21 protein-coding genes are annotated in these 26934 nt (G+C 70.1%); 7 read left to right on the forward strand and 14 right to left on the reverse strand.

Annotated elements, in window-relative coordinates:
- The first annotated feature begins 5 nt into the window (after positions 1 to 5).
- The 3 genes from JUB11_RS06575 to JUB11_RS06585 are packed head-to-tail and all read left to right on the forward strand — an operon-like array spanning position 6 to position 3546.
- Positions 6 to 1523: a sugar ABC transporter ATP-binding protein gene (locus JUB11_RS06575; protein WP_207457487.1), complete on the forward strand. Its 1518-nt coding sequence runs from the start codon at positions 6 to 8 to the stop codon at positions 1521 to 1523.
- A complete protein-coding gene (locus JUB11_RS06580; RefSeq protein WP_207457489.1) occupies positions 1523 to 2515 on the forward strand; it encodes an ABC transporter permease in 993 nt (330 codons plus the stop codon). Before JUB11_RS06575 ends, JUB11_RS06580 begins: the two co-directional genes overlap by 1 nt.
- Positions 2512 to 3546, forward strand: coding sequence for a Gfo/Idh/MocA family oxidoreductase (locus JUB11_RS06585; RefSeq protein ID WP_207457491.1), 1035 nt, complete (start codon positions 2512 to 2514; stop codon positions 3544 to 3546). The genes JUB11_RS06580 and JUB11_RS06585 overlap by 4 nt, the downstream gene beginning before the upstream one ends.
- Positions 3547 to 3694: 148 nt before the next feature.
- Here the strand turns inward: JUB11_RS06585 and JUB11_RS06590 are convergent, their stop codons facing one another.
- The 13 genes from JUB11_RS06590 to JUB11_RS06650 all read right to left on the reverse strand — a co-directional run bounded on the left by JUB11_RS06590 (position 3695) and on the right by JUB11_RS06650 (position 22904).
- Complete coding sequence (locus tag JUB11_RS06590; protein WP_247886895.1) at positions 3695 to 5827, reverse strand: heterocycloanthracin/sonorensin family bacteriocin; 2133 nt, start codon at positions 5825 to 5827, stop codon at positions 3695 to 3697.
- Between the two features lie 25 nt (positions 5828 to 5852).
- Positions 5853 to 6242, reverse strand: a complete 390-nt coding sequence (locus JUB11_RS06595; protein WP_207457493.1) for a hypothetical protein — start codon at positions 6240 to 6242, stop codon at positions 5853 to 5855.
- Positions 6243 to 6288: 46 nt separating this feature from the next.
- The gene (locus tag JUB11_RS06600) at positions 6289 to 6513 is read right to left on the reverse strand and encodes a hypothetical protein (protein WP_207457495.1); all 225 of its coding nucleotides are present in this window, start codon (positions 6511 to 6513) and stop codon (positions 6289 to 6291) included.
- 311 nt (positions 6514 to 6824) lie between these two features.
- Positions 6825 to 8345, reverse strand: coding sequence for an SUMF1/EgtB/PvdO family nonheme iron enzyme (locus JUB11_RS06605; RefSeq protein ID WP_207457504.1), 1521 nt, complete (start codon positions 8343 to 8345; stop codon positions 6825 to 6827).
- A gap of 31 nt (positions 8346 to 8376) precedes the next feature.
- Complete coding sequence (locus JUB11_RS06610) at positions 8377 to 9591, reverse strand: FtsX-like permease family protein (protein ID WP_207457506.1); 1215 nt, start codon at positions 9589 to 9591, stop codon at positions 8377 to 8379.
- Entirely contained in the window at positions 9588 to 10361 is a 774-nt protein-coding gene (locus JUB11_RS06615) for an ATP-binding cassette domain-containing protein (protein ID WP_207457508.1), read from the reverse strand. The genes JUB11_RS06610 and JUB11_RS06615 overlap by 4 nt, the downstream gene beginning before the upstream one ends.
- Entirely contained in the window at positions 10358 to 12385 is a 2028-nt protein-coding gene (locus tag JUB11_RS06620) for a vWA domain-containing protein (RefSeq protein ID WP_207457510.1), read from the reverse strand. The genes JUB11_RS06615 and JUB11_RS06620 overlap by 4 nt, the downstream gene beginning before the upstream one ends.
- Before the next feature lie 17 nt (positions 12386 to 12402).
- On the reverse strand, positions 12403 to 13542 hold the full coding sequence (locus JUB11_RS33120) for a hypothetical protein (RefSeq protein WP_282189011.1): 1140 nt from the start codon (positions 13540 to 13542) through the stop codon (positions 12403 to 12405).
- Positions 13543 to 13569: 27 nt separating this feature from the next.
- Positions 13570 to 16242, reverse strand: a complete 2673-nt coding sequence (locus tag JUB11_RS06630) for a virulence factor SrfC family protein (protein ID WP_207457512.1) — start codon at positions 16240 to 16242, stop codon at positions 13570 to 13572.
- A gap of 16 nt (positions 16243 to 16258) precedes the next feature.
- On the reverse strand, positions 16259 to 19273 hold the full coding sequence (locus JUB11_RS06635; protein WP_207457514.1) for a virulence factor SrfB: 3015 nt from the start codon (positions 19271 to 19273) through the stop codon (positions 16259 to 16261).
- A gap of 76 nt (positions 19274 to 19349) precedes the next feature.
- Complete coding sequence (locus JUB11_RS06640; protein ID WP_207457516.1) at positions 19350 to 20594, reverse strand: hypothetical protein; 1245 nt, start codon at positions 20592 to 20594, stop codon at positions 19350 to 19352.
- Positions 20595 to 20599: 5 nt separating this feature from the next.
- Positions 20600 to 21718: a serine protease gene (locus tag JUB11_RS06645; protein ID WP_207457518.1), complete on the reverse strand. Its 1119-nt coding sequence runs from the start codon at positions 21716 to 21718 to the stop codon at positions 20600 to 20602.
- A 160-nt stretch (positions 21719 to 21878) separates the two neighbouring features.
- Positions 21879 to 22904 (reverse strand): hypothetical protein, encoded by a 1026-nt coding sequence (locus JUB11_RS06650; RefSeq protein ID WP_207457520.1) that lies wholly within the window; start codon positions 22902 to 22904, stop codon positions 21879 to 21881.
- Between the two features lie 317 nt (positions 22905 to 23221).
- On the opposite strand from JUB11_RS06650, the gene JUB11_RS06655 reads away from it, so the two are divergent.
- The 4 genes from JUB11_RS06655 (at position 23222) to JUB11_RS06670 (ending at position 26220) form a co-directional block, all read left to right on the forward strand.
- Complete coding sequence (locus JUB11_RS06655) at positions 23222 to 23911, forward strand: hypothetical protein (protein WP_207457522.1); 690 nt, start codon at positions 23222 to 23224, stop codon at positions 23909 to 23911.
- Positions 23912 to 23937: 26 nt separating this feature from the next.
- Positions 23938 to 24465, forward strand: a complete 528-nt coding sequence (locus JUB11_RS06660) for a hypothetical protein (protein ID WP_207457524.1) — start codon at positions 23938 to 23940, stop codon at positions 24463 to 24465.
- 119 nt (positions 24466 to 24584) lie between these two features.
- The gene (locus tag JUB11_RS06665; RefSeq protein ID WP_207457527.1) at positions 24585 to 25814 is read left to right on the forward strand and encodes an AAA family ATPase; all 1230 of its coding nucleotides are present in this window, start codon (positions 24585 to 24587) and stop codon (positions 25812 to 25814) included.
- Positions 25815 to 25992: 178 nt separating this feature from the next.
- Entirely contained in the window at positions 25993 to 26220 is a 228-nt protein-coding gene (locus JUB11_RS06670) for a hypothetical protein (RefSeq protein WP_207457529.1), read from the forward strand.
- A 39-nt stretch (positions 26221 to 26259) separates the two neighbouring features.
- Here JUB11_RS06670 and JUB11_RS06675 read toward each other — a convergent pair whose 3' ends face one another.
- Positions 26260 to 26922, reverse strand: a complete 663-nt coding sequence (locus JUB11_RS06675) for a glutathione S-transferase family protein (RefSeq protein WP_207457531.1) — start codon at positions 26920 to 26922, stop codon at positions 26260 to 26262.
- Positions 26923 to 26934 lie beyond the last annotated feature (12 nt).

Raw genomic sequence — 26934 nt, forward strand, 5'->3', positions numbered from 1 at the left:
TTCCCATGGCTCTGCTCGAATGCGAATCCCTGCGCAAGAGCTTCTTCGGGGTGGAGGTGCTGCACGGCGTGTCCTTCACGCTCGACCGCGGCAGCGTGCTCGGCCTCGTCGGCGAGAACGGCTCCGGCAAGTCCACGACGATGAACATACTGGGCGGCGTGCTGGCGCGCGACGGCGGACGCATGCGGCTGGACGGGCGCGACTACGACCCGCGCGGGCCGAAGGACGCGCTGGCCGGCGGCATCGTCTTCATCCACCAGGAACTGAACCTGTTCGAGAACCTGTCGGTCGAGGAGAACCTGTTCATCGGCGGCTTCCCGAGGCTCGCCCGCGGCATCCCCTTCATCAACCGCCCGGCCATGCGGCGGCGCGCGCGCGAGCTGCTGGAACAGGTGGACATCCGCCACCCGCCCGGCACGCCGGTGGCACAGCTCAGCCAGGGGGAGCGCCAGCTCGTCGAGATCGCCAAGGCGCTGAGCGTGGACGCCAAGGTCATCATCTTCGACGAGCCGACGACCTCGCTGACCCGCCGCGAGGCGGAGCGGCTCTTCACCATCATCGGGCGTCTGCGCGGGCGCGGCATCGCGGTGATCTACATCAGCCACGCGCTGGGCGACGTCATGCGGCTGTGCGACGACATCGTCGTTCTGCGCGACGGGGCAGTGGCCGGCGGAGGACCCAGGGCGGCGATGACGACGGAACGCATGATCGCCCTGATGGTCGGGCGCACGCTCGACCAGCTCTTCCCCGAGCGCAGTTCCGCCCCTTCCGCCACCCCGGTGCTGGAGGTCCGGCGGCTGTCGCAGCCGGGCGTCGTCCACGGCATCGACCTGACGCTGCATGCGGGCGAGGTGCTGGGCATCGCCGGGCTGATGGGGGCGGGGCGCAGCGAGCTGGCCCGCATCCTCTTCGGGCTGGACCCCTTCCGCGAGGGCTCCATCGCCGTCTGCGGCGAGCCGGTGGAGCGCCCGACCCCGCAGCTCTGCATGGAGCGCGGCATGGCCTTCCTGACGGAGGACAGGCGTGGCGAGGGGCTGCTGATGCACGCCCCCATCGCCGAGAACGTGGCGCTGGCCTCGCTGGACGATTACGCCTCGCCCTGGCTGCGCTTCCTGGAGCGGACCCGGCTCGGCTCCGAGGTGGAGAGGATGGCCCAGCGCGTCCGGCTGCGCGCGGCCGACCCGAAGGGGGCGCTCGTCAAGAACCTCAGCGGCGGCAACCAGCAGAAGGTGGTGCTCGCCAAATGGCTGCTGCGCGAGCCCAGGGTCTTCATCCTGGACGAGCCGACGCGCGGCATCGACGTCGGGGCGAAGTTCGAAATCTACAAGATCATCGACGCGCTGGTCGCCGGCGGGGCCGGCGTCCTCATGATTTCGTCGGAGATGGAGGAACTCATGGGGATGTGCGACCGCATTCTCGTCATGAACCACGGCGCCATACAGGCGGAATACCGGCGCGGCGCCTTCGACGGCGAGCGCATCCTGGAAAGCGCCATGGCGCGCCGCGCGGAGGAGCCCGCCTGATGGACCGCGCCACGGACAACGCCCGCCTCCGGCTGCTGCTGCTGCGCAACGCGCCGCTCGCCCTGTTCCTGCTGGTGATCGCCGTGTTCGGCACGCTGTCGGACCGTTTCCTCGACCCGCAGAACTTCACCAACATCCTGATCCAGTCCTCCCACGTCGCGATCCTCGGCATCGGCATGACCTTCGTCCTGCTGACCGCCGGCATCGACCTGTCGGTGGGCACCGTCATGTATCTGGCGGTGGCGCTTCTGGGGATTCACATGGCCGGTCTGCCGCCACTGCTGGCCGTGCCGGCCATGGCGGCGGTGGGGGTGCTGTTCGGGCTTTTGAACGCCTTCTTCATCGTCCGGCTGCGCGTCGCGGCCTTCATCGTGACGCTGGCGACGCTGTTCGTCGGGCGCGGGCTCGCGCTCTGGATCACCAACACCCGCATGGTCTTCTACCAGGACCAGGTCCTGTCGCTGGCGCGCGCCGAGTTCCTGGGCGTGCCCTGGGCGATCTGGATTTTCGCCGCCGTCTTCGCGGCGGCCTGGGTGACGCTCAACCACACGCCCTTCGGGCGGCAGGTCTACGCCGTGGGCGCCAACCCCGAGGCCGCGGCCAAGGCCGGCATCAACGTGCCGCTCGTGCTGACCGCCGTCTATGCCATCTCCGGCGCCTGCGCGGGTGTCGCGGGCTTCGTCTCGGTCACGCAGGTTGGGGCCGCCGCCTCCTCCTTCGCGGTGGAGAAGGAGTTCGCGGCGGTCGCCGCGGCCGTGCTGGGCGGGGTCAGCCTGTTCGGTGGCCGGGGCGGCGTGGCCGGCACCGTCTTCGGCGCCGTGCTGATCCAGACCGTCCAGAACGGCCTCGTGATCGTCAACGCCGACCCATACATCTACCCGCTGGTCACCAGCTCGATCATCTTCCTGGCCGTCTTCGTGGACAGCCAGCGGTCCCGCATTCTGGAACGGATCGGCCGCCGCCGCATCCGCATTGAGGAGCGCACGGTATGACGTCGAACCCCGGCCGCCTGCGCGGCACGCTGATCGGCTGCGGCTTCTTCGCCGAGAACCACCTGAACGCCTGGCGCATGATCGAGGAGGTCGAGCTGGTCGCCGTCTGCGACCGCGACCGCGCCAAGGCGGAGGCCGCCGCCCGCCGTTTCGGCATTCCCAGGGTCTATGAGGATGCCGAGGCCATGCTGGTCGAGGAGCGGCCCGATTTCGTGGACATCGCCACGACCCTTCCCTCGCACCGCCCGCTGGTCGAGCTGGCCGCCCGCCAGCGCGTCGCCGCCATCTGCCAGAAGCCCTTCGCCGCCGGGCTGGAGGACGCCCGCGCCATGGTGCGGGCCTGCGCCGCGGCCGGCGTGCCGCTGATGGTGCACGAGAATTTCCGCTGGCAGCAGCCCTTGCTGGCGGTCCGCGCCGCGCTGGACGAGGGCTGGGCCGGAACGCCCTTCTTCGGCCGGGTGATGTTCCGCCACGGCTTCGACATCATCACGAACCAGCCCTATCTGGCGCTGGACGAGCGCTACATCATCATGGACGTCGGGCTGCACCTGCTCGACGTGGCGCGCTTCCTGTTTGGCGAGGCGAACCGCCTCTACTGCCGCACCGCCCGGATCGACCAGCGGCTGCGCGGCGAGGACACCGCCACCATGCTGCTCGACCATGCCAACGGCATGACCTCCGTGATCGAGCTGTCCACGGCGACGAGGACCGACCCGGAGCCCTTCCCCGAAACCCTCCTGCGCATCGAGGGGACGGAAGGCACCATCGAGCTGCTCCAGGGCTACCGGCTGGTGCTGACCGGTCCCGGCCGGCGCGAGGAGCGCAGCGTGGACGCCCCCCTGCTGCCCTGGGCGGAGCGGCCCTGGCACGTCGTCCAGGACAGCGTGCTGGCGATCCAGCGCCACTGGGTGGACTGCCTGCGCGAGGGCCGGGAGCCCGCGACGTCGGGCGCCGACAATCTGCGGACGCTGGAACTGACCTTCGGCGCCTACGACTCCGCCGAATCCGGGCAGGCCGTCACCATGCCCTGACGGGACGGCCTGCACCTTATACGATTTTCATGAAGTCCTGACCTGTGGTCAGGACTTCCGCGCCACGGGGCGCGGGGCCGCAGTCGCGGCCCTATACCGGGTTCGGAGGTCGGAATTTTCCGAACCCGGTATGACTCCAGCCCTACCCTTACTCCACCAGTTCCCAGACCTCGTCCGTCAGGCAGGCCCTGGAGGGCACGCCGCCGTCACGGCCCGCGGGCGTGGTGACGGTGTGGGCGAAGGCGAAGCAGGGCCGTGACCGCCCCCGCGGGTCCGCGGCTGGACCGGTCACCGTCAGCAGGCCGGAGCGCGTGCCGTCCTCCGACAGCCACTCCTTCGCGTTGCCCGGCGCCGCCAGCGCGTTGCGGAAGGCGGCGGCGATCCGCTGGTAGTCCTGTGGTGCGATCCGCAGGCGCGTCGCGTTGCTCCAGCCCGGCCCGACCAGCAGGTCCGGCGTGGACAGCCGGACGGCCGCCCGGTCGGATGCGATGGCGACGGCGCGGTCGAGCAGGGCCTCGAACGGCTCCCCGGGAGCGGCGTCCGTGAAGCCGGCGAGCCCGGCGAGCCCGGCGAGCCCGGCGAGCCCGGCCCTCGTCCGCTCCCCCGGCTTGCCGTCGATGGCGCCGTCATACAGGCCGAGCCGGGCGAGTGCCCGCTGGCCCGCCGCGATGCGCTCCTCCGGCGACAGGGCGCGCGGCGGCAGGGGCCGGTCGGCACCGCCGTCCAGCGCGGCCTCGTTGCGCGGTCCGCCAGCAGGATCGCCCGGCCCGACGCGATCCACGCCGAGCCCCCCATGCCAGCCCGTCATCACCGCCAGATGCATCAGGGACGCAGCGCCGAGCACCAGCCAGGGCCAGGCGCCTTGCGCGACCGGCCGCACCGGCGGGGCGCCGAGCGCTGCTTCCATCGCGCGCCGCACCCGGTCGCGCACGGTCAGCCATGCGGCGCCCCCGGCGAGGAGAGGAATGCCGAGGTCCCAGGACAGGCGTAGCGGCAGGGCGGCCGGATCCCCGGCCGTGGCGCCGGTCAGCAGCCCCGGCAGGTCCAGGGCGGCGACCAGCGGCGGCACCAGGGCGAGCGCCGCGGCCGCCTGCTGCCAGGCCTGCCGCGCCGCGCCCAGCCCAGCCGCCCTGTGGGCGCGCCGCAGGACGGCGGCGGCACGCTCCAGGAAGGCGCGGCTCACGCAGCCCTCATGGTCGGAGGCGATCGCCTCCAGATCCGGTTGCACCCCCGCCAGGATCGAACCGGCGATGGTTCCGGTCAGGCGGATGGACGAAGCGATGGCGAAGGCATCGGGTCCCGGCGCCGCCTCCATCGCCGAGAGGGCCGGCGCCAGGAGGGAGTCCAGGAAGACGGGCATCGCGTGGAGCTCGGCCTGCGGCCCTACGAGTTCGACCTCGAAGGTCACGCCGTCGCACCGGCAGGACAGGGTCACGAGCGGCAGCGTGCCGGCACGCTCATAGACGAGCTGCGTCCCGGAATGGCGCAGGGTCCAGGGCTGGGTTTCCGCCAGCTCCGTGAACCGGGCGAAGCCGGTCTCCTCCAGGAAAGCCCGGACGGAGGCCGGGGCGTCCGGCGGAAGAACGATCCCGTGCTGCGGCTTGGCGCAGAGGCGGGGGCGGTGAATGTGGGTGAAATTGCCGACCCCCGCGCAGTCCGCGCAGCCGACGACGCCACCGCCGTCGCAGCTCGCGCAACGGAGCACGCCCCTGCCCCAGCACTCCTCGCAACGGCCATCCTCGCCGTCCTCACCGGAGGGAACGCCGCCGCACCGGGAGCAGGCGACCTTTCCGCCCCGGCATCCGGGGCCGGTGCAGGCGCAGACGCCGCCACCGCTGCAGCAGCGGCAGGCCTCATGGACGTAGTAGGGACCCCGAATGGCAGGCAGGGTGGGCGGGGCATCCCCGTCCCGGAAGGCGCCGTCCGGCGAGCCGATCACCGCCGCGAGGCGGTGCGCGGTTTCCAGCGACGCCGTTTCCATGTCCAGGTCGCGCGCCAGCGCCGCGTCCAGCTCGGCGGCGTTGCGGCAATGGATCGCCGACCACACCCCCTCCTGCCCCTGCCGGGTCTCGACTTCGGTCGTCCAGGTGATGGCGACCGTCAGGACGGCGGTGGCCGTGACCTCGCGGCGGGACACACCGAGGAGCGTCACCCCCTCGGGCGAGGCGGCGTTGCCGGCCGCCGCGCGGCGGAGGCGCCGGAGCAGATCCGATTGCACTGTGTCCAGGGGCGGGACCGCCGGAAGGATCGTGGAGGAAGCGTAGTCGAGACAGTCGGGCATGGACGGTTCTGCTGAGGCGCGACGGTCAGGCTTCCAGGGCGGGGCTCCGCTCGGTGACCGTCAGCACGTTGATCGGGGAGGCGGGCAGCTCTTCGGCCGGTGCCCCGGCGAACTCATGAGATGCCCCGGCGAACTCATGAGAAGCGAACTCATGGGAGGTGAATTCGGGGGTGACCAACCCGCCGGGAACCGGCTCAGCAGGGAGCGGGTCATCGGGGGCCGTTTCGTCCGGCGGCGTTTCGCGGACCCAGACGCGGCCTTGCAGGGTGAACCCATTGTCTCGCAGCCAGGTCCGCTCCCCTTCGTCGGCGGCGCGGTAAAGGCACAGGACCCAGCCCTGGGCCTCCTGCCCGTCACCGCCGTCCGCCGGTGTCGCGTAGGGCTGGAGCGAATAGGGGAATTCGTCCCGCGTCATCGGGCCTCGCTTTGCTGTCGGTTTTTCGCGAAAAAGGGCGCCCGCGTCAGCGGCGGCCGGCGGTGTCCAGAATCCCGCCCTGGCGCGGCGTGCAAAGTCCCGCGGCCAACTGTTCGGCCGTTTCCATGGATTCAAAATCCGCTTCGGAAGCATACTTGATGATTCGGCCATCACTCAGCCGAAGGTCATATTTCGGAGCGGCTGTCAGTGTCCGGGCGACGATGAGGGCGTTAAGGCCGTCTATTCTGACCTTCGTGCCGAGGCGCAGCATGATGTTCCACCGGTTCTTTGCGTTCCCCGAAGGCTAAGCGTTTGGCGGCGGATGTGCTGTGTCAAAATCCGGACGATCCCGCGCTCCCCCCCGACGGGGCTGCGTCGGAAGGAGGAGGCGGAATGGTGTTTCGGACGTCAGGCGGTATGAGGAATAAACCCTCGCCGGCCGCGGCGCCTCCTCCCCGGAGCGATGCTTATACCGGGTTCGGAAAATTCCGACTCCCGAACCCGGTCTAGGGCCGCGACTGCGGCCCCGCGCCCCATGGCGCGGAAGTCCTGACCACAGGTCAGGACTTCATGAAAATCGTATTACAGCGGGCGCAAGGCCTCTTTCAGGAAGTCATTGAGGTCGCTGGGCGGGCGGGACTTGTAGCGGGCGCTCTGTTCGACGAAGCGGGACGTCATCTTGATCAGCCCGGCCGAGCCGTCGTAGCTGAAGGATGCCGAGACGCGCGGAAGCTGCCCTCGCAGGAGATCGGGCCCGAAATTGTCCGTTGCCTCGACGAGCAGGGAGAGATAGGCCTCGCCGCTGAGACGCGCGCGGTTCCGCCAGCCCTCGATGCTCTTCACATATTGGGGGCGGACCGTTTCCGAAGCGACCTGAAGAGCGGCTTCCAGCCGGTCCGCCTCATTCATTTCCTGGCGGTAGCCGCGCATCAGGATTGCGGCGCTCATCACGGCCATGCGGGCGCCGTTCGCCTCGATCTCGTTGCGCCGGTTCAACTCCGCCCCGATGTCCGAGGCGAGGCGGTTCAGCCGCTCGGCGACCACCGGCCGGTCAGCCTCGGCGGCGAGCGCGCGCGTGACGGCCGCCAGATTGGCGCCTGCGGGCAGTTCTCCGCCCGCCGTCGGCCGCGTCTCGGCCGCCTTGACGAACGCGTTGATCCGGCTTTGGCTCGGGCCGGCGGGAACGCCGATCGCCAGGCGGAATCCGGTGAAGGGCGCCTGGCGCGCCGTGCCGTCGGCGGTGTCGTACAGCGGCTCCTCGCGGCGATCGGCGTTGCGCACCTCCAGTTCGGAGGTCAGGCAGGAGCCGCCCCGCACCACGAAGCCGCCGACCTGCCCGTGCAACCGCCCCGGCGCGGTCGGCTGATAGGGATCGAGAACGATCTCACCAATGTTGCCGAGCACGTCGTGCAGCCCGAGCGGGTTGGGCTTGAGCGTTCCGATATATTGCGACTGGCCGTTGCAGGAGTCCGGTGACCCGATCCAGGCATAGTCGCTGACCGGCCCTTCCATCGGAAACACGCGCCCGACCTCCTGCGAGGGCATGATCTTGGCTCCGCCCCGCGCGGCGAATTCCCATTCGCTCTCGGTCGGCAGCCGGACGAAGCCGGGGGTACCGTCCTCCTTGGGCAGCGACTCGCGGGCGTTCTGCAGGAGCCACTCGCTGTAGCGCTGCGTGAAGGTGATGGCGTCGAACCACCCTGCGTCCTCCTTGGGCAGGGCGCCTTCCGCGCCCTTTGCTTCGCAGCCCTTGCCCATCACCGCGTCGTACTGCGCCAGCGAGACCTCATACTTCCCGATGTAATAGAAGCGACGTTCCGGCTTGCCGTCCTCGCTGAATCCGCCGACGAGCCGCCCGAAGCGGAGATCCTCGCTGCTCGCGCGCGCCTCGTCCGGACTGCCCATGCGGATCTGCTGGTCGGCCAGCCAGTTGCCGTTCCCCACGAAGGTGTCGACGCGGCGGAACATCATCTTGCCGCCGCAGGGCATGGGCAGAGTCAGGTCGCCTTCGGCGGGCTGCGGATCGAAATTCTCCTGCGGCCAGGCCGCCGGGGCGTTCGCCGCCTGCGCACGGGCCGTGGAGCCCAGGGGCAGAACTCCCAAGACGAGGGCCGTCCCGAGGACGGCGCGCCAATCAGTTCCCACGGATGCCTTCTCCTGGTTCGATGCGGGTGACCTGCCAAGCGGCGGTCATGGAGGCGAGCAGCGCCACGCCGACAGTCAGGGCGAAAGCGATGCCGAAATGGACGGGGGTGAGCTGGCTGATGGTGCCGGAGACCAGAAGCTTGTCGGCGAGAGTGCGGTTGAGCGCGGTTGCCGCGGCGAAATAGGCGCCGCTCGCCAGGGCCCAGCCGCAGGCCGCGACGACGAACGCCTGCACCACCGGGAACAGGGCGGCCTGCGGGCGCGGCAGGCCGTGCAGCCTCAGCACGCTCAGCGCCGGACGCTTGCGCTTCACGCTTCCCCACTGGGTCGCGCCGAAGGAGAACAGGAAGCCCAGCGCGCCGGCCGCCGCGATGATCAGGAAGATCACGCCGAGGGCGGCGTTCAGCGCCATGATGTTCTCGAACTCCTTCAGCCGCGGGGCGCGCACGGGCAGCCCGCGCGCGGCCAGTTCGGCGTGCAGCGAGCGCAGGTCCGGCAGGTCGCGGGCGTAAAGGCGGAAGTTTCTGTAGGCGAAGGAGCGCGCCGCCTCGCGGCCCGCCCAGCCGAAGGCCGGCACGGCGGCGCCGTCCCGCCACTGCTCCACGGCCGCCAGGGTCTCGTCCGCCAGAAGCGCGCCGTCGGCTTCCCAGAGCGCGGGGTCGACGAAGCCGGTGACGGCCAGCGAGAGGGCAAGGGCCTCCTCCTCACCCGCGAGCCTGCGGACGGCGGACAGCACCACGCGGTCGCCCGGCTGCACGCCGAGCCGCGCCGCCAATCCGCGGGACAGGACGGCCTCGCCGCGCGCGGGCGGCGCGAGGTTCCTTCCGAGGAAGGGATCGCCCGGACCGCTGCCGAGCACGACCCCGTCGGCCCGCGCCCCGACCCCCTGCGTTTCCCTTGCGAAGGTGAGTTCGCGGGCGATCGGCGAGGCGTGGCCGACGGCGAAACTCACCCGGGGATCCGCCCGCAGCGCGTCGAAGAAGTCCGGCGGATAATGGCCCTGCTGGGTGGCGACGATCTGCCGGTTGCGCGGATCCTCGGAAAGGTCGGCGACCAGGCTGCTGACGACCCCGACGCGCAGGCTGTAAAGCACCAGCAGGGGGGCCAGCACCGTCGCCAGCGCCAGCACCTGCGTCAGGAAGCCGGAGCGGTCATGGAAGAGGTCGCGCAGGCCAAGCGACAGGCCGGTGATCCAGAGCCTCATGCCGCGCCTCCGGCGATGCTGGACAGGGCGACGGCCTGGAGCGCGCCGTGGCTTCCGTCGTCGGCGAGGCCGGTCGCCGAAAAACCGAACTCATCGATCAGGGCGAGATCATGCGTGGCGACCAGCAGCGCCGCGCCGGCCGCAGCCGCCGTCTCGCACAGCAGCCCCATGACGACGCGGGCGATGCCGCGGTCGAGCGACGCCGTCGGCTCGTCCGCGATGACCACGCTCGGCCGGTGAGCGAGCGCCCGCGCGATGGCGACCCGCTGCCGCTGGCCGCCGGACAGGCGGGCGGGGGGGCTGCGGAACAGGGTGTCGATCCTCAACTCCCGGCCCAGCCGGTCGATCCAGTCGGGGTCGGGCCGTCCGGCGAGGCGCTGGCTCAGCGCGATGTTGTCGCGCACGGAGAGAAATTCCAGCAAGCCGCCCGTCTGGTGGACATAGCCGAAGACCTGCGCCCGCAGGCGCGTGAGCAGCGACTCCCGGCCCTCCGCCCAGGCCCGGCCCACATCCACGGCACCGCCGGCCAGCGCCGGGGCATGGACCGTCAGGACCGAGGCCGAGGAGGGCGCGCGGGCGCAGGCCACCGTCTCGATGAAGGTGCTCTTTCCGCTGCCGCTGGGACCCAGAACGGCGACCCGGTCGCCGGCGAACAGCCGGAAGGCGGACACTCGCAGCCTGAAGCAGCGGTCCGCGTCCTGCCGTTCCGTCAGCAGCTCCGCGATGTCGATCAGGGGCACCGCCGCTTCCCCATGTCCGGCGTCCGTCATGGCATCAGGCTGATCGGAACGGGGTAGACGGCTTCCTCGAGCCCGGCCGCGGGGTTGAGCTTCACCCAGCGGTCGACGTCCTGGAAATAGCTCTTGTAGATCTGCTGCTTGGACCGGATCCCGGTCAGCAGCTCATGGAGCTGGGCGTCGCTCAGCGCCTCGAGCGTTTCCTGCCCGTGCGACAGCAGGCTGCTCTGGTAGGGCAGATGGTTCACGAAGCCCGACACCAGATCCTTGAGGCTGCGCACCTCGTCCGGGTTGGGCACATGGCTGGCGAAGTTGGGGTCCAGCGACTGCAGGGCGGTCGGGTCGGTCTGCGCCGTCGCCAGGACGTGGCGCAGCTGCGCGAAGAAGGACTGGCTGCCTCCCGTCGCGTCCAGGCGGCGTGTCGAGGCCTGCGAGATCGCGTCCAGCGCCTGGTAGAGTTCGTTGAGCTGGTTGCGCGTCAGCAGGACGTTGACGTCGAAGGCCTGGCGCGCCATCGGGTCGGCCGGGTCGAAATCCGCGGCCCAGCCTTCGAGCACCGTCGGCGCGCGGCTGTTCTGCCGGTTGCCGAGCCAGGCGAGCTGCATGGCGCGGCCGGCGTCCAGGACCGGGGACGCCTGTGCTCCGGCGGCCGGGGTGGCCGGGGTGGCCGGGGCCGCGCCGCTGGCCATCTGGCCCTGCGACGCGTTCACCGACATCTGCACGATGTCGTCGGCCAGCTGGTCGATCGTCGTGCCGAACCGCTCCAGATCGCCCTCGGGAACGGACAGGGAGTAGCGGCGGTCCGTCGGGCGGAACCGCGAGAGCTGGTTGAACTGGCTCTCCGCCTGGGCGTGATGTTCCTTGCCCTGAGGCGTCTTCAGCAGGATGGAGATGATCGCGGTCGCCCGGTCGGGCGCGCTGGCGTCCGTCGCCATGTCCGACGGGCTGATCCGGGTCGAGCTGCGCGGATCGTTCGCCTCGCGGACCGGCGCGTCCGAGATCAGGATGACGTAGCGGCCGCCGAACTTCGGCCAGCTCTCCATGCGCAGCGCGGTCTGGATTCCGGCGAGACCGTCCTCGATGAAGCCGGCGTTGGAGACCTGGGATTCCTCGATCTCCTCGATCGACTTCAGGAAGGCCGAGGCGTCGAAGGTCTCCTTCAGCGGGTGGAAGACGCGCGTCAGGTAATCCTGGCCGGTCCGCCCGTCCAGGGAGTCGCGGAAACCGACGAGCCCGAAGCTGACCTTGTCCCCGATCGAGGACTGGCGGATCCGCTCCATCACCCGGCGCACGGTCGTGCGCGTCCGGTCGATGTATTTGCCCATGGAAATGGTGGTGTCGATGACGAAGACGACCCCGGTCTTGAACTCCGCCAGGGCCTGCTGCTGCGTCACCTCGTCCGCTTCTTCCGGCAGGGGAAGGGACACCGAGGCGACCTTCACCAGCTTGGTTCCGCCCCGGCGGCGCAGGCCGGGCACCTGGACGTCCTGCGCTTCCAGGATCGGCAGCAGGTAGAAGGAGGACCGGAAATCCGCCACGGGCTGCGGCTCCATGGCCAGGACCCCGCTGTCCGGCGGCAGAGAGCGCGACCTCGCCCCTTCCACGAGCCGCGTGACGCGCTCGCCCCGGCGCTGGTCGGCGAGCAGGGCGTCGAGCGGCGGGCGCTGGTCGAAGAACAGCACCGGAGGGCGGTTCGGCGCCTGGTTGAAGGCCAGCGCGACCGCCTGGCGCCAGGGCACCGTCGCGCTCTCCGGAAGCCAGCCGGTGGGCGCCTGGTTCCGGTTCGGACCGACGCGCAGCCAGCTCTTGCCGCCCTCGACCTTGCGCTCGAACACATAGAAATGCGTGAAGGTCGGCAGCGCGGCGCCACCGGATGCCAGGGCGGCTCCGGGGTTCGCGCTGAGGGCGGCAAGAGGCCGGGTGAGGATGCGCTGGTCGAGGCCGGGCACCCCCTCGACGGCGAGCGGCTGCGCCGCGCGCGCCTCCGGCACGCCCCCGGCCATGCTCCCCAGGAACACGCCGGCCAGAAGCGCCGCCTTCAATGTCTTCGCAAGCATCGCTCGTTCTCCCAATGTCACCGGCATGCGTTCTTCGCCTTGGGCACCTCGAGGCGCAGGGCCTCGCTCGCCAGCACGTCGCCCTCATCGGCCCGCCGCGTGATCTCCGTCTCCAGGCGGCCGAGCGCCGCGGACGCGCCGGTTTCTCCGGCGGCACAGGCCCGCGCGTAGAGCTGGAGCGCCGCGATGTCGTTCGGTTCCCGGTACAGCCCCGGCGCGAATTCCACGGAGTCGAGGGCCTGCGCCAGATGCAGCAGCGTCGGCCCGTAGCTCTCGGCCTCCGGCCTGCGGAACTGCCGCCAGGCTTCGTCGGCGTTGCCGGCGGCGGCGGCGGCGAGGCCGCGCTCGTGCAGTTCGGCCAGCGTCAGCGGGGGAGGCGGCGGCGCGGGGGCCGCCGGAGGCGCCGGAGTCTGGGAGGGTGCGGGTTGCGGTGCCGCGGCGGTCTGTTCCTCACCCTGCGGGTACAGCAGGAAGGCGGCGAAGGCCGCCGCCACGATCAGCACAAGAAGGATGACCGGCAGCAGCCAGGATCGCCCCGTCTTGTTTCTATCGGGCGGCGGAGTATCAGGGGGCGGAGTATCGGGGGGCGGAGAAACAGGGACCGTTTCCGTCTGCGACTCCGACACGACGGGCTCCGGCTCTGGCTCGACCGGCTGCACCACAACCGGCTGCACCACCTCGACCGGCGGCGGCGGAGGTGGCGGAGGAGGAGAAGGAGTGGGCGGGGGAGGCGGCGGGGGCGGAGGCGGTGCCACCGTCACCGGTGTCAGAAAGGAGGAACCGCCGCGGGCGCTCGGATCGCCGGCGGGGGGAACGGCGGTGGAGGGGGGGGTGACCCCCTGCCACATGGCCTGACCCTCGAGTTTCAGATCCGGCAGCAGGATCCGCACCGGCGTGAAATCCTCGATGAGCGCGGTGACCCGCTCGCCCAACGACACGACGAGGTCGGTCCCTTCGTCGCGGACCGGGGAGGCCTGCCAGCGGTATTCGACCGCCTGCCAGCCCCGCTGGCCGAGATAGGGGGATTCGGGATCCTCCTGGGCGATGACCACATCCACCGGGCCGCTTGCGCGGCCGGCGGCGGCGGGAATCACCACGGCGGCGACACCGCCCCTCGGGTAATGGTCGTCGTCCTTGATCTCATAAGGCAGGCGCATCGTGGCTCACTGTGCAGGCGGGTAGCGTCAAAGGCGGAAGGCGTCGAGAATGGCGCCGAGGCGGGCGTTCTGTTCCGGGTCGACCAGCTGGCCGGCGCTCGAGGACGCGTTCTCGCGGGTCAGGGCCAGGAAGGCCCTGGCCCATTCCGTCGGAAACTGTCGGCGCAGAGCCGACAGGGAGGCCTCGTCGGCGGGCAAGTCCGGCATGTCGCCGGGCGAAAGCGGGCGCACCGCCGTGAAGGCGCTCCGCGCCTGCGCGGCGATGTCGGCATCGGGGGCTTCCTCCATCAGCCGGCGGCCGGCGTCGCTGACGAAGTCGTTGATGATCAGGCTCGTGCCCAGCGCCACGGCGGCGGCGGTCGCCGCCGGGGACTGGCGGTAGCCGATGACCTTGTCGGTGTGGGCATCGATCCGCTCGATCAGGCGGAGCCGCCGGGCGCCGCTCTCCAACTCGTCGGCGAAGGTCTGGAACTGTTCCGGGGTCAGGCCGAAATAGCTGGTGAGGGCGGTGTCCCCCGTCTTGCGCAGCAGCCCGTCGAGCCAGCGGGCGATCGCCGCGCTGCCGTAGGTCTCGCGGCGCGGCGCCGCCTGGACCGGGGCGGCCGTTGCCGCCGATCCTCCCGACCCGCCCAGAGCATCGAAGTCGATGCCGAAATCGTCGGCCGGCGGCTTCGCGGCGGGTGCGTTGGCGGGCTTCGCGGCGTTCCGGTCACGCCGCGCGAAGTCGAAATAGGCCTGCCGGAGCGCCAGTTCCTCGACCCCCAGCTCCTGCAGGAACAGGCCGATCGGCTGGCCGGAGGCGCCGAGCGCGCGGAACGCCTCCATCGCGCGGGCCGTGCGGCGGTCCAGCCGTTCCTTGATATCGTCCTTGTCGAAATAGGTCGAGAGCTTGGCGGACAGCTCCAGGGCCAGAGCCTCGGCCCTCGGCCGGATCTGATCGTATTTCAGATCGGGGGCGCAGACCGGTGCCAGCGCCTCGGCGAGGTGCGACACGCCGCCGTCGTTGAAGGCCATCATGGCGTCGACCTTCTGGTCGAGATCGGACACATGGGTCCGGACCAGATGGTTCTCGGCCAGTGCCTTGCGGAAGGCGGGCAGCAGCCGGTTCTCGAAATCGGGCGTCAGCGCGGCTTCGTCGCGCACCACCCGGTCGGTGGGAGGGCCGTCGTAGACGAAGATGCTCTGCTGTTCGACCGCCTTCGGATTGCGCAGCATGAAGCTGTTGTCGAAGGGCCGGTTCGGGTGCCATTCCGTGGTCCAGCCGGGGAAGGACCGGAAATTGGTGTCGAAGCGGTTCTCGATCTGCTGGTCCATGCCGGCGCCGGCCGCGAGATCGAAAAGCCGGTCGCACTTGGTCATGCAGAACAGCAGGCTGGTGCTGCGCCTAGCACGCTCCCGGGGGGTGGCCCCATGGGTCTTGACGATCCAGCCCCCGACCAGCTCGGGAAGCTTGGCGACCTCCATGTTGCTGTCGGGAATGCACAGCATCATGGTGTTGAGGTCGAGATCGGCCACGTAGTTGTCGAACAGCACCGCGACCTTGCCGCGCAGCAGGCAATTCTCGCGGGGCGGGCGCTCGCCCGCCTTGACGTCGCGCCTCAGGTACTTCTCGGGCGTCTTGTCCTCGCGGGAGCGCGCGCCTGGGAAGTCGAGAAGATCGGTGTGCTCCAGGAACGGCCAGGGCGCACGGTCCAGCGTCACGCGCAGTTCGGACGTCAGGGCGGTGACCACCGACTTCCGGAGCGAGACCTGCGTCCGGTCGGCCAGCGCCAGCCGGACGATCTGCGCGCCCGGGCCGCTGCTCTGGGCCAATTCGTAGATGCGGTCCACATGGAGGACGCCCGCGGAGGTGTCGCGGATCGATTCCATCTGGGCAAAGGCCACCGTCGAGTGCGCGAGCTGGTCGAGCGCGCCCTTCAATTCGGTGAAAAGACCGTCGAATTCCGGCAGGTTGCCCCAGAGCGGCGACAGGGCGCGGACGCGGGCCGGCCCGCTCAGCAACGGGAGCAGCCGTTCCATCGCCGGCCAATAGGCCTCCGCCAGCTCCGGGATCTGCATGTAGGGATGGGCGGTCAGGCTCTCCTCGAAATACTCGCGGAGCTCCAGAACATCCTCCATCCGCAGGCCCGGCGCCGGTGTGCGTCCGGCCTGCGGCTCCAGTTCATCGACCATCCGGTCGATCCATGAGACGTGCAACGGGTCGCGCGGCTCGTAGGTGCCCGAGAGATCGAACAGGAAGCTGTTGGCCAGGATCTTGACGAGGTCCACCTCGCGCAGGAGCCGCAGGACCACGGGGAAGCCGGGCGGGGTGGGGTAGGGGGTGATGGAGAAGCGGGTGACGAGGCCGGTGGTCTCCTTGCCGCCCTGAGGATTGACCTGGCTCAGGAAGTCCAGCTCCTCCCGTTCGGCGCCCTCGCCGAACACCACCCTGGCCGGCCGTTCGGTCGGGGTGATGAACTTGCCGATCAGAAAGGACTTGCCGGCCTGGCTGGGCCCGAACACCGCCGCCGACATCGGGCGCACGGCGGCGGTGGCCAGCCGGTTGGCCTCGACGATGTGGGTCTTCAGGCTGCGCTCCAGCCCGGAGCGCGCCGGGCCGACGAGCTTGGCGTTGTCCGTTATCCAGCCCAGCGCGTCCTTGGCGGCCTGCGCCATGGACAGGGAACTCTTGCCGAGGGCTTGATCCTTATCGCGTACCATGGGGGTTCTCTTCCTCTCAGCCCTGCGAGTTCATGGTGAGCAGACCGCTGTCCAGCCAGTAGCCGGCCTCCTGGCCGCGCTCGACGCGCAGGGTCTGGAGGCTCGGGGGTTTCAGCCTGTCGGTCACGTCCTCGCCGTTGGCGTCCTTGACCTGCTGCACGTCGAAATCCTCCAGGGCGCCCTCGTCGTCCTCCACGGCTTCGTTCTTGCGTTCGAAGGTCACCGAGAGCGGCATCGCCAGCTGCCCGGCGTCCGCGGAGTTCCGGAAGTCGAGGAAGTAAAGCGGCGTCGTCTTCCAGCGCTCCAGGGGAAGCTGCCGGTACCCGATGAAGGCGGGCGGCGTCACCGCGACCGTGCGGCTGGTGGCCTGCTCGTTCCGGTCCAGGTCGATGTCGGAGAAGATCAGCTTCTCCGTCCGGATCTGGTCGTTGATCTCCATCACGCCGATGTAGCGGGCGGTGGAGCGCATGCGGAAGTCGCCCGTGCGCACGAGCATGCCCTCCACCTGCCCGGCGCAGACCTGGCAGAGCATGGCCCCGACCGCCGCGGTCGTCTTCGGGTCCTCGACCCGGAAGGTGGCGGAATGGAACGGGTACCAGTTGCCGATCTCGTAGGAGTCCATCGGCACGATCCGGCTGGGCGGAACCGGCGCCTGGCCGATGATCATGTCCTTGATGACCGGGAAGCAGGACGGCCGGCCGGACAGCAGGAGAACGTCGCAGTCGTAGGAGCGGACCACGTCGCAGATGTCCGTCAGCATGCCGCGGACGACGCCGCGGATGGTCGCGGCGATGTTCGAGCGCCGGGTCCGCAGGACCACCTGGTCGAGGCTGAAGCCGGAGCCCCCGCTTCGCCGGGCGGCCTCCTCCACGTAGTCGATGACGGCGCGCCGGGGCTGCCGGTCCGCCGGGAAGCTGTCGGCCAGCCGCAGGACCAGCTCCTCGTCCCCGGCATGCCGCGCGCCCGCCTCGTAACGGCTCAGCAGGGCGAGCGCCGCCGGTCTCAGCACCTGGTTGACGAACAGGGCGCGCAGGGTCCGTTCCTGCTGGGACATGCCCTCGCGTTCGCTGCTGAAACGCTCGACGAGAAAATTATCGGGGTAAGTCACCCCCGCCTCGGCGAGAGTCTGGCGCAGGCAGGGCAGCACCTCGTCCTCGATCACCTGCTTCAATATGTCGTCGCCCGCGAGCCGGAAGCCCTCGCGGAAGAGCTGCCGGGGCAGGATGGTGCGGTCGTTGTCCGTGACCTCATGCTGGATGATCATGAGGTCGGTGGTTCCGCCGCCCATGTCCATGCTGGCCACGCGCAGCATGGGGTTCCCACCGGCGTCCTGCCGGTTGCGGCGCATCATCGTGAAGAAGTCGCGCGGCGCGCTCTGCAGCTTCTGCGTGATCTCGTTGTAGAGGTAGACCAGGTGCGTGGCGGTCGCCTCGTCCCATTCGGTCTTGAGTTCGGGGCGGCGGCGCAGCGGCTGGGTCGCGTCCCAGTCCATCACCTCCCACAGCAGGTCGATGGCGGATTTCGCGAGAAGCTTCAGCGCCTTCTGCTCGGCCACCGGGGTCGCCGAGGGGACCGTCAGGATCACGTTGCGCAGAACGCGCGGCTCCTCGCTGCGCGCCCGATGGGCGCGGGTGGAGGGGGCGTTGATCTGGATCAGCGCATGGGCCAGAAGCTCCGTCAGCATCAGCATGTAGAGGGAGCGCCGCGAATAGGCGGGCTTCATGCCGGGGAAGTCACCCGGCTTCAGCTTGTTGCCGTTCTGCTTGAGCTTGCTCGGGATGGGACCGCGGATCGGCGGCACCCGCTCGCCCACCGGCAGGAGCCCGCCGTTGTTCACCCACGGGGTGGCGCGCTCCGACTTGTCCCACAGGTAGCGCTTGGGGCTGGAAAGCCCGCTGCGTCCTTGCGTGCCGTCGGTCAGCGAGGCGAGCCAGGCCGCCTCCGGCCCGACGCGCACCGGGCTGGGCCACCAGAAGGCGTCGCGCACCGGCCGCCCGGACATGCGCGAGTAGGCGCCGAGGTTGAAATTGGCGGTGTGGAACTCGATCCGGCTCTCGAAGGGGTCGGCATAGGTGTGGGCCGGGTTGGACAGGTCCCGCAACTCCAGCCGGTAGGCCTGGCTCATGTCGAGCCGCTGCGTCCCCTCGGAGGAGTCCTCGATCAGGATCCCGCAGGTGCGGCTGTTGCCGATGTCGATGACGAGGTTCACGGGGATCGGCTTCTGGTCGCGCGCGTAGGGCGCCTCGTCCAGGAAGCGCAGGCGCGGCAGGATCGGTCCGTCCGGCGCACCGGCGGGACGGTCGGGCGCGCTGCCGTCACCAAGCACCTTCAGCAGGACCGCGTAGCTCGCCCAGTAGATGCCGCCGTTGGGCAGATCGTCGAGCGTCACCTTCCGGCCGTTGCGCCGCGCGCTCTCCGCGGCGAGATGGTTGTCCCGGAGCCAGGAGCGGACCCATTCGGTGTTCAGGAAGGGGTTCACGTCCCGGAAGCCGGTGGCGAGCGCGAAGGGCGCCATGTCCGTCGCGTCCCGGGGCTCTGGCATGACGTACCGGTTGCCGGCGGGACGCGGCCCGAGAAGGGTGTCGAGCGCCAGGGTGACCCGCCACCGGTTGCCGTCGGCGTCCGGCTCCGGCAGCTTCGTCACGAACAGGCGCGACCAGTTGAATGGGCCCTCGTCGAACACCCCGTCTTCCAGGATGCGCAGGACGGGGGCCGGCATCCAGCGTCCCGCGAGCAGGTCGAGCACCTGGTCGCCCCGGACGAGGAACACGTCCTCCTCGTCCACGGACATCCTCATGCCGGTGGCCGGATCCTCGTAATAGGGCTGCTTCTCCTCGTCGTGGCTGACCTCGTGCAGCTGCACGGGCTGCCGGCCGTCCTCCAGCTCCCCGGCGAGCGGCTGGCAGTAGAAATGCTGCCGCACCTGACCGGCGAAGGCGGCCGTCACGCCGAAGTCGAGAAACTGGATGCCGGTGTTGGGGATCAGCGTGACGACGCTGCCTTTTTGCCAGCGGAACAGGCTTTTCAACATTGCTCGCACATCCTTGGTTTCTCGACGGTCGACTCTAAGCGGTGCGCAATCCCGGCCTGGCGGGCAGGCCGGTTCTTCAGGGAATCGTCACGTCCACGACCCGCACCTTGCCCCTTGCCCCGAGCTGGCCGTCGTAGACGGTTTCCTCGGAGCCCTTCTTGACCCGGACCTGGAAGCTGCTGCTTCCGGCGCCCCGATCCTTGAAGTTGTTCACTTCGATACGGTAGCTGCCCGGCCGGGCCTGGCGGAAGAGGACGTTCTCGACGGGGCGGGCGCTCGGGCTGTCGCTGTTCGCATCGACGTCCAGCTCACCGCCGCAAGCCGTTGTGTTGCGGAAGTAGATCTCCGCACCCCCCGGACACCGGACATGAAGGTCCAGGTCGGCCGAGGTGTTCCAGATCAGCGTGACCGTCAACTCACCCTCGGCGGCTCCCGATTCGGCCATTCGCCGGTCGAACTCGGAATCGGCGCGTGGGGGAGGGGGCGGTGCCGGTGGTTCGCATCGGGGCGCCTGTTCAAGGCGCTGTTCGAGCGAGGCCAGTTCGGCCCGCAGCGCGTCGGTGCGTGCAGCCTCGGGATCCGGCGCCGGAGCCATGGCCATGGGCCGCACCGGGCAGTGGTTCAGGAGGCCCCCGCCGGGCCAGAGTCCGCAGCCGATCATCAGGACGTAGAAGATCCAGGCCGCCAGCAGGGCGAAGAGCAGCCAGAGCAGCGACCACCAGGCGAAGGGGCGCTCGACCAGGATCGGCGCCGGCGCGGGCGGCGGGGCCGGAGGCTCCACCGGGGGAGCGGCCACCGGGAGCGGCGCGGGAGGCGGAGGAGGGGGAGGCGGGGCCGCGCGGCGTATGAACTCCTTGAGGGGGTTCAGGGCGGGCGGCGCGCCTTCCGGTTCGGTGCTCCAGTTGATGAGCACCGGCTGTCCGTCCACGGAGAAGAGGATCTTCTCGACCTCTCCGGGAAGGGTCAGGGCGCGCTGGAGGGTTTCGCCGATGAGGCGCGCGGTCTGGTTGCTCGAACCGAGCAGCGGCGCGGCCATGGCCTCCACCTGGCCGACCTTCGCCTCCAGGGCGGCGCGCAAGCTCTCCTGGTCGGCCGGGGGCAGGGCGTGGAAGGGCTGAACCGATGCTCCGTCAGGCGCGAACCAGGTGATCCGCCCGCCGGGCTGGGCGACGGGCTCGGCGAACAGGTCGGCAAGGCCCGGCTGGGGGCCATTGCGCAGATAACTGTCGATCTGTTCCCAGGAGTCGAGCACGCGGCGTCCGGCGACGCCCAGCGGGCGCAGTCCGGCCAGGGTGGTCTCGGCGATCGGCTTGCGGACCATATCCGTCACTCCGGCTGCGGAGCGGCGGGCCGACCGGCGCCCGGGGCTCCGGTTGCCGGGGTCGCGGCGGAAGCCGGAGCGGGCGTGCCGGAAGAGGGGGTGCAGGCGCCCGTCGCGTCGCGCACCGTGACGTTGTTCGCCGCCAGGAAGCGGCTCGCGTCGGCGGCGGCGAGCGCATAGTTCATGCGGCCTTCCTCGCGCGCCTGGATGAAGGTGTTGATCCCCAGCACCCGGCCGCAGCGGTCGACCAGCGGGCCGCCGCTGTTTCCAGGCGTGATCTGCGCGGTGTGCAGGACCATGCCGGCGCCGGCGCCGGACTGCACCGCGGTGACCACACCTTCCGTGACGGCGGCGGTCGGCAACTCGGTCTGTTCGCCCCGCAGCAGCTGCTGGAACCGCTCGTCCGTGTCCAGGACCATGCCGGGATAACCGGCGGTGATCACATTCACCAGCCGCTCCGCGGGCGGTGCGAAGGACAGCGGCACTGGGGGATTGGCGCCGGTGCCGTCCGGCACGCCGAGCAGCGCGAAGTCCGGCGACCCCGGCTCGCCGTCGGCGCTTTCCGCCAGGATCTGGGCGGTCGCGACACCGGTCGCCCGGCTGACCACGTGGATCTTGCGCCCGGCGTCGCCGGCCGTGACGTGCCGGTTGGTGAGGACGCGGCCCGGCGCGACGAAGAAGCCGGTGCCGGACCCCTGCACCTCCCCGGCGGCGTTGGTCTGGAGAACCAGGACCGTCGCCTGGTCGAGCAGGTCGAGCAGCGAACCGGCGAAGGGGCGGTTCTCCGGGACGGACTGGGGCGGCACCCTGGTCTGGTCGGGAGGGAGAGCCGGCAGCGCGGCGCGGTCCTGCGGCTGCACCTCGGCCGCGGCGGGGCCGTCGGGCAGGTGGTACCCGTCCGGCGCGACGCAGACACGGGCGTCGGCGAGACGGCGCAGGCTGGCGATGCGCTCCTCCAGTGCCCGGTTGGTCTCGGCCTGCGCGCTGGGGGACGGCGTGAAGGCGGCGGGCTCCGGCGTGAGAGCGGCAGGGTAGCGCAGCACGCCCGGAATCAGGAGGAAGAGGAGCACGATCGCTGCGACGAGGCACGCGATGGCCGGCGCCACCCACGGGCGGTGGGGCATCACGACGACCGGAGGCTGGTCCGGAGCGCGGCCGCCGGACGGTGCTCCGCCCTGGCCCTGTCGATCCGCGGGCTCCCCATTGGTGCCTTCCCCATTCACGCTCATTCCTGTGACCCTTTTCCTTGTCTCTCTGCGTCCTGCCCGGCGGTGATCCGGCGATTCATCGGCAATGGTCCGGCACGTTCTGTCCGGCGGCCGTCCTCAGCAGCGGCGCGAGCGATGCCGCGTCGCCGGCCTGCAGGAACTGCCCGCCCGTCCGGTCGGCGACGCAACGGATGGCGCCGATGGAGCGGGTGATGGCGAGGACGTTCACGTTGATCTCCGGGCGTTCCTGTTCCAGCTGCGCGGCCGCCGCGCAGGGATCGCCGCCGCAGCTGTCGTTGCCGTCCGAGATCAGGACGACGTTGAGCGGGCGGCCGGCTCCCTCTTCGCGGGGGATCATCCGGGGCAAAGCTGCGATGGCGTCCGCGAGGGCGGTGGAGTCGCGAAGCTCGGTGCCGCTGATGGCACGCTTCAGTTCCGCGCGTTGCGCGGGCGAAAAACGCCCCTGGTGGCGTGGCGGCCCGCACTGCGCGAAGCTGATCAGCTCGAAACCGGTTTCCGCATCGGCGGCGTCGGCGAGCTGTGTCAGGGCTTGTTTCGCAAGCTCGATGCGCGGTGTTCCGGGGGCCGCTTCCATTTCCTGGAGCAAGGATTGGAGTTCGGCGAAGGCAGGGGATGCCCTGCCCATTCCGCTGGCTTCGACCTTTTGGGCTGCCTCCATGGTCCTGCGTTCGAGATCCGGATCCAGCGTGTAGGACAGCTTCATGCTGGTCGAGGCGTCCAGAAGCAGGGCCACCCGGTCGGAGCGGCGCACTGGGCAGGCCGCCAGCTGGGGCGGCGGCTGCGGGGCGGCGGCGTGGAGGGGCGCGCCGGGGGGCGGGGTCGGGCAGGAGGCGGCCTGCGCGAGGCGGCGCTCCAGCTGCCGGGCCTCTTCCGCCAGCGTGGCGCCACGCAGCCGCTCCGCCTCCTCCTGGCTGATCGACGGCGCGGCGACGGCACAGGAGTCGAGGAGCCAGCCCACGCCCGGCAGGAAGAGGCCGCAGGCGGACAAGGCGAGCCAACCGATCACGACGGCAAGGACGGCCAGCAGCCCGAACAGCCCCGCCGCGGCCGCCGCCCGGGAGGGGGCGCGCACGTCAGTCATCGCCACGTTCCATCCGCCTTGCCGCCGGAAACGGTGTTGCTGCCCCGAGCGAAGGTCCTGTGATCATGAACATTTTCCTTCGGCCTATCCCCACAAACTTCGTAGATTCCACTATCGACGCATTGATGCCGCAACCGTCAGACGGTTAGAAAGACATCGTTAGCACTTTTTCGGGCAAAATGCTCCGCAAGTCCACACCAAACAGGGTTAACAAGAAAAACTCCTGATTGTGGTTCCCGCAAGCGTCGTTGACCCATGCAGGACGTGATAGGCGAAAAGTCTTAATAATTCTAATAAAGGCGAGGGTTGTGAAAATCATGCTGAAGAAGACCCGTATAGCATCTGCATTAATGCTTGTCCTTTTCTCGGCGGCTTGCACGACGACTGGCGATCAATCGTCGCAGAGCCTGTCTCCCCAACAGCAGGCGCTGCGTGATTATTCATCCGACTACACGGCGCAGGGCGCGGTTGCCGGCGCCGCGGTCGGCTGCCTGGCCGGTCTCCTGCTGAGCGACAACAAGGCCGTCGGTTGTGCGGCGGGTGCCGCGGCGGGCGGTCTGGCCGGCGGCTCGGCGGGCTACTACGTCGCCCAGCGCCAGGGGCAAGCCGGTGCGGCCAGCGCCGAATACGCCGTTCAGAAGAACAAGCTGGAAGAGGACGTCGCGCAGGCGAACCGTGTGGTCCAGGCGTCCGCCGACGTGTCCAGGGATGCACAGGCCGACATCAAGCAGCTGCAGCGTCAGGTGGCGTCCGGGCAGGCCTCCAAGGGCCAGCTGGCGTCCAGGGTGCAGGAGGCCGAACGGGACCGCGCGAACATGGTGAAGGCTTCGGCGAGTCTCCAGGAGAAGATCGACAGCCTGCAGGCCGGCATCAATGGCGGCACCATCAGCAAGAGCGACATCGCCTACATGAGGACGAAGCGGGCCCAGCTCGTCGCGGAGAAGCAGAAGCTGGACAACACGATCAACGACCTCGCCGGCGTGACGGCGGGCGTGGCTGGCGTTTGATGTCCGGGCCGGCAGGGAGTTCAGGCGTGTTCACAGTCAAGACGGTAAGGCATCTCGTCCTGGTTTCGGCCTTGCTGCCGGTGGTGGCGGGCTGCGCGACCACGGCCGAGCAGTGCGATCCCGGCAAGGTCAACAACGTGTTTGCGGCGGCAAGCTGCAGCGCGTCCGGGGGCTTCGAGGCTCACCTCGCCGCCGCGCGGTCGGAGGTCGAGGCCTTGCGCGTGGAAGCGGCCGCGTCGCGAACCCGGGCGGCGGACGCCGACCGCGAGGCCAAGAGGCTGGTGGGCAACCGCTCCGCGCTGCAGCAGAAGATGGCTTCGGAAAAGCGTGATCTGGATCGTCTGCGGCTGAGGCTCGCGGGCATGCGCGTGGAGGGCGAAAAGGACCGCGCGCGGCAGGCCGTGCTCAATGAGCAGCTGAAGGCGGCGGAAGCCAATGTGGCGAGCATGGGCAACAGCGGCCAATCCGCGCAGGAGATCGCCGCCCTGGAGGCCGATATCGCCACCAGGAAGGAAGTGATCGCAAAGCTGTCCGGCCGGGCCATGCAGGAGTAGGCGCCGGTGTGGTGCGGGCGCTCCACGAGGTCGGGAGCGCCTGCCCCATGGGACCGCCACAAGAGGCTGGGCCGGAACGCCGGGCAGGAGGTAAGGTGGCCCGCCCTCCGGAGCCCGCCATGACGCCGACGCCATCCAATTCCAGGCCCGCCTCGTCCGATACCCCGACGGACGAGCAGTTCCGCGCGATCCAGGCCATCGATGCCTGGTACGCGGACCGCGACGCGCCCCAGATCTTCTGGCTGGCGGGGGAGGCCGGGACGGGCAAGACCAGGACGACGGTCTTCGCGCTCGACCATCTGCGCGACCGCCGCGGCCTGGAGAAGGTCGTGGTCGGGGCGCCGACGGGGAAGGCGGCGCAGGTGCTGCGGCGCAAGGGCCTCGACGAGGCGGGAACGCTCCATTCGCTGCTCTACGCCCCGCGCCAGGACGAGGACACGGGCGAGCTGTATTTCGCCCGCCGGTCGGAAGGTCCCTTCGCCGAGGCCGAGCTGATCGTCTGCGACGAAGGCTCGATGGTCGGGGACGACGTGGCGAACGACCTTCTGCGGTCGGGCAAGCGCATCCTGGTGATCGCCGACGACTACCAGCTTCCGCCGGTGTCGGGGCAGGGCATGTTCACCAGCGGCGAGCCGGACTTCCGGCTGGTCGAGCCGCACCGCACGGCGAAGGAAAGCCCGGTGATCCGGCTCGCCCACCTGCTGCGGCGCCAGGAGCTGCCGCGCCGCTTCGGGTCGGCCGGCAACGCGCATGTGCTGCCCTACAACCGCAACACCGAAGGGCTGGTGACCCGGACCGGAACCCAGGCCATCTGCGGGACCCACCGGGTCCGCACCGCCTTCACCAAGCGCATCCGGACTCTGCACGGCCATGAATCCGCCATGCCCCAGGCGGGCGAGCGGGTGATGTGCCGCCGCAACCAGAAGGAGGAGGGGCTGTTCAACGGCATGGTCGGCACGCTGACACGGGCGGCCGACCGGGCGCGCGGCAAGCATGCCGGACTCTGGTCGCTCGGCGTCCAGATGGAGGACGAGGTGCGGGCGCGCGGCAAGCTGATCGTCCATCCCTGGATGTTCGAGGCCCATTACGGCGGCGAGACCCACCCGCCGCGGCTGGACAAGGACATCCAGCAGTTCGACTGGGCTTGGCTGATCACCTGCCACGCCTCCCAGGGGTCGGAGTTTCCGTCGGTCACGGTGATCGACGACTCCGCGGCCTTCCGCGAGCACAAATGGCGCTGGCTCTACACCGCCGTGACCCGGTCGCGGGAGGAGCTGGTGCTGCTGCTGCGGAACACCGACCTCGGCGGTCCCTGGCGGATGCCGGAGTTCGACGACCGCTTGGCCTGAGATGCCGGGATACGCACTGGTGCCGTAGGAAGGCATCGTTGGCCCTCCCGCCGGCCTGTGACAATCCCGGCATCGGGCGAGAGACGGGCTGACGGGAAGCGTGAGCGGAGCTATTCCATGGGCACCCCTCCTTCGGGGTAGGCGTCCGGCCTTTCCGGACGGGCGTGCCGGAGGCGACATGGCGAAGAAAGCTCGGAACAGGCGGCGGAAGGGCAGGCAGGCCACGGCCGTGCAGCAGGCCGGTGCCGGCGAGTTCCTGGCGCCAGAGCAGCGCTATCTCATGCGGGCACAGCTCGAGGCCGAGCGGCGCGCCGTCCGGGAACGGCGGCTGCTCACCGTGTTCCTGCTGTCGGGGGCCGGCGCCGCCTCGACGCTCATCGCCTGGCTGTCGGGCGGGTTCTCCTAAGGCCCTCCGGGCTGGCCGTGCGCGCCACCACCGCCGTCCTCAGGCCATCAGGCCGGACAGATGCGAGTCGCGTGCCTTGAGGAAGGCCCGCAGCCGCTCCGGATAGTCGGGCGCCACGGCGTCGCGGACGCTCGGGCGCGCGGCCAGGGCGGCGCGCCAGGTCCGGAGCTTCGGCAGCCCGTCGAAGAAGCCGAAGCCAGCGACCGTCTCGAAAGCGTCGAAATAGCGGAACACCGGCCCGAAGACGGCGTCGACCAGCGAGAATTCGGCACCCGCGAACCACGGCCCTTCACCAAGTTCGCGTTCCACCTGTTCGAATTTCTCCCGGATGGCCCGCCGCTTCGCCTCGAAGGATTCGGCGTCGGGGGCGCGGTAAAAGCCGGCGATGTCGTTCAGGATCGCGGAGCCGAACTCCATCCAGCCGCGGTGCCGCGCCCGGAGCAGCGGGTCGGCCGGGTGCAGCCGGGGACCTGCCGCCGTCTCCTCCAGATACTCGCAGATGGCCGCGGACTCGAACAGAACCGCCCCGCCGGTCTCCAGGAGCGGCACCTTGCCGAGCGGGGAGATCGCCGTGAACCAGGCGGGCTTGCGGTCGAGGTCCACATAGACCCGTTCATGCGGCACGCCCTTCTCGGTGAGCGCGATCACGGCGCGCTGGACGTAGGGGCACAGGGCATGGCTGATCAGTCGGGGCGTCGTCATGGGGACAGTCTC

Origin of the sequence: Azospirillum sp. SYSU D00513 (assembly GCF_017356015.1) — a bacterium.
In the GTDB taxonomy this organism is placed as follows: domain Bacteria; phylum Pseudomonadota; class Alphaproteobacteria; order Azospirillales; family Azospirillaceae; genus Azospirillum.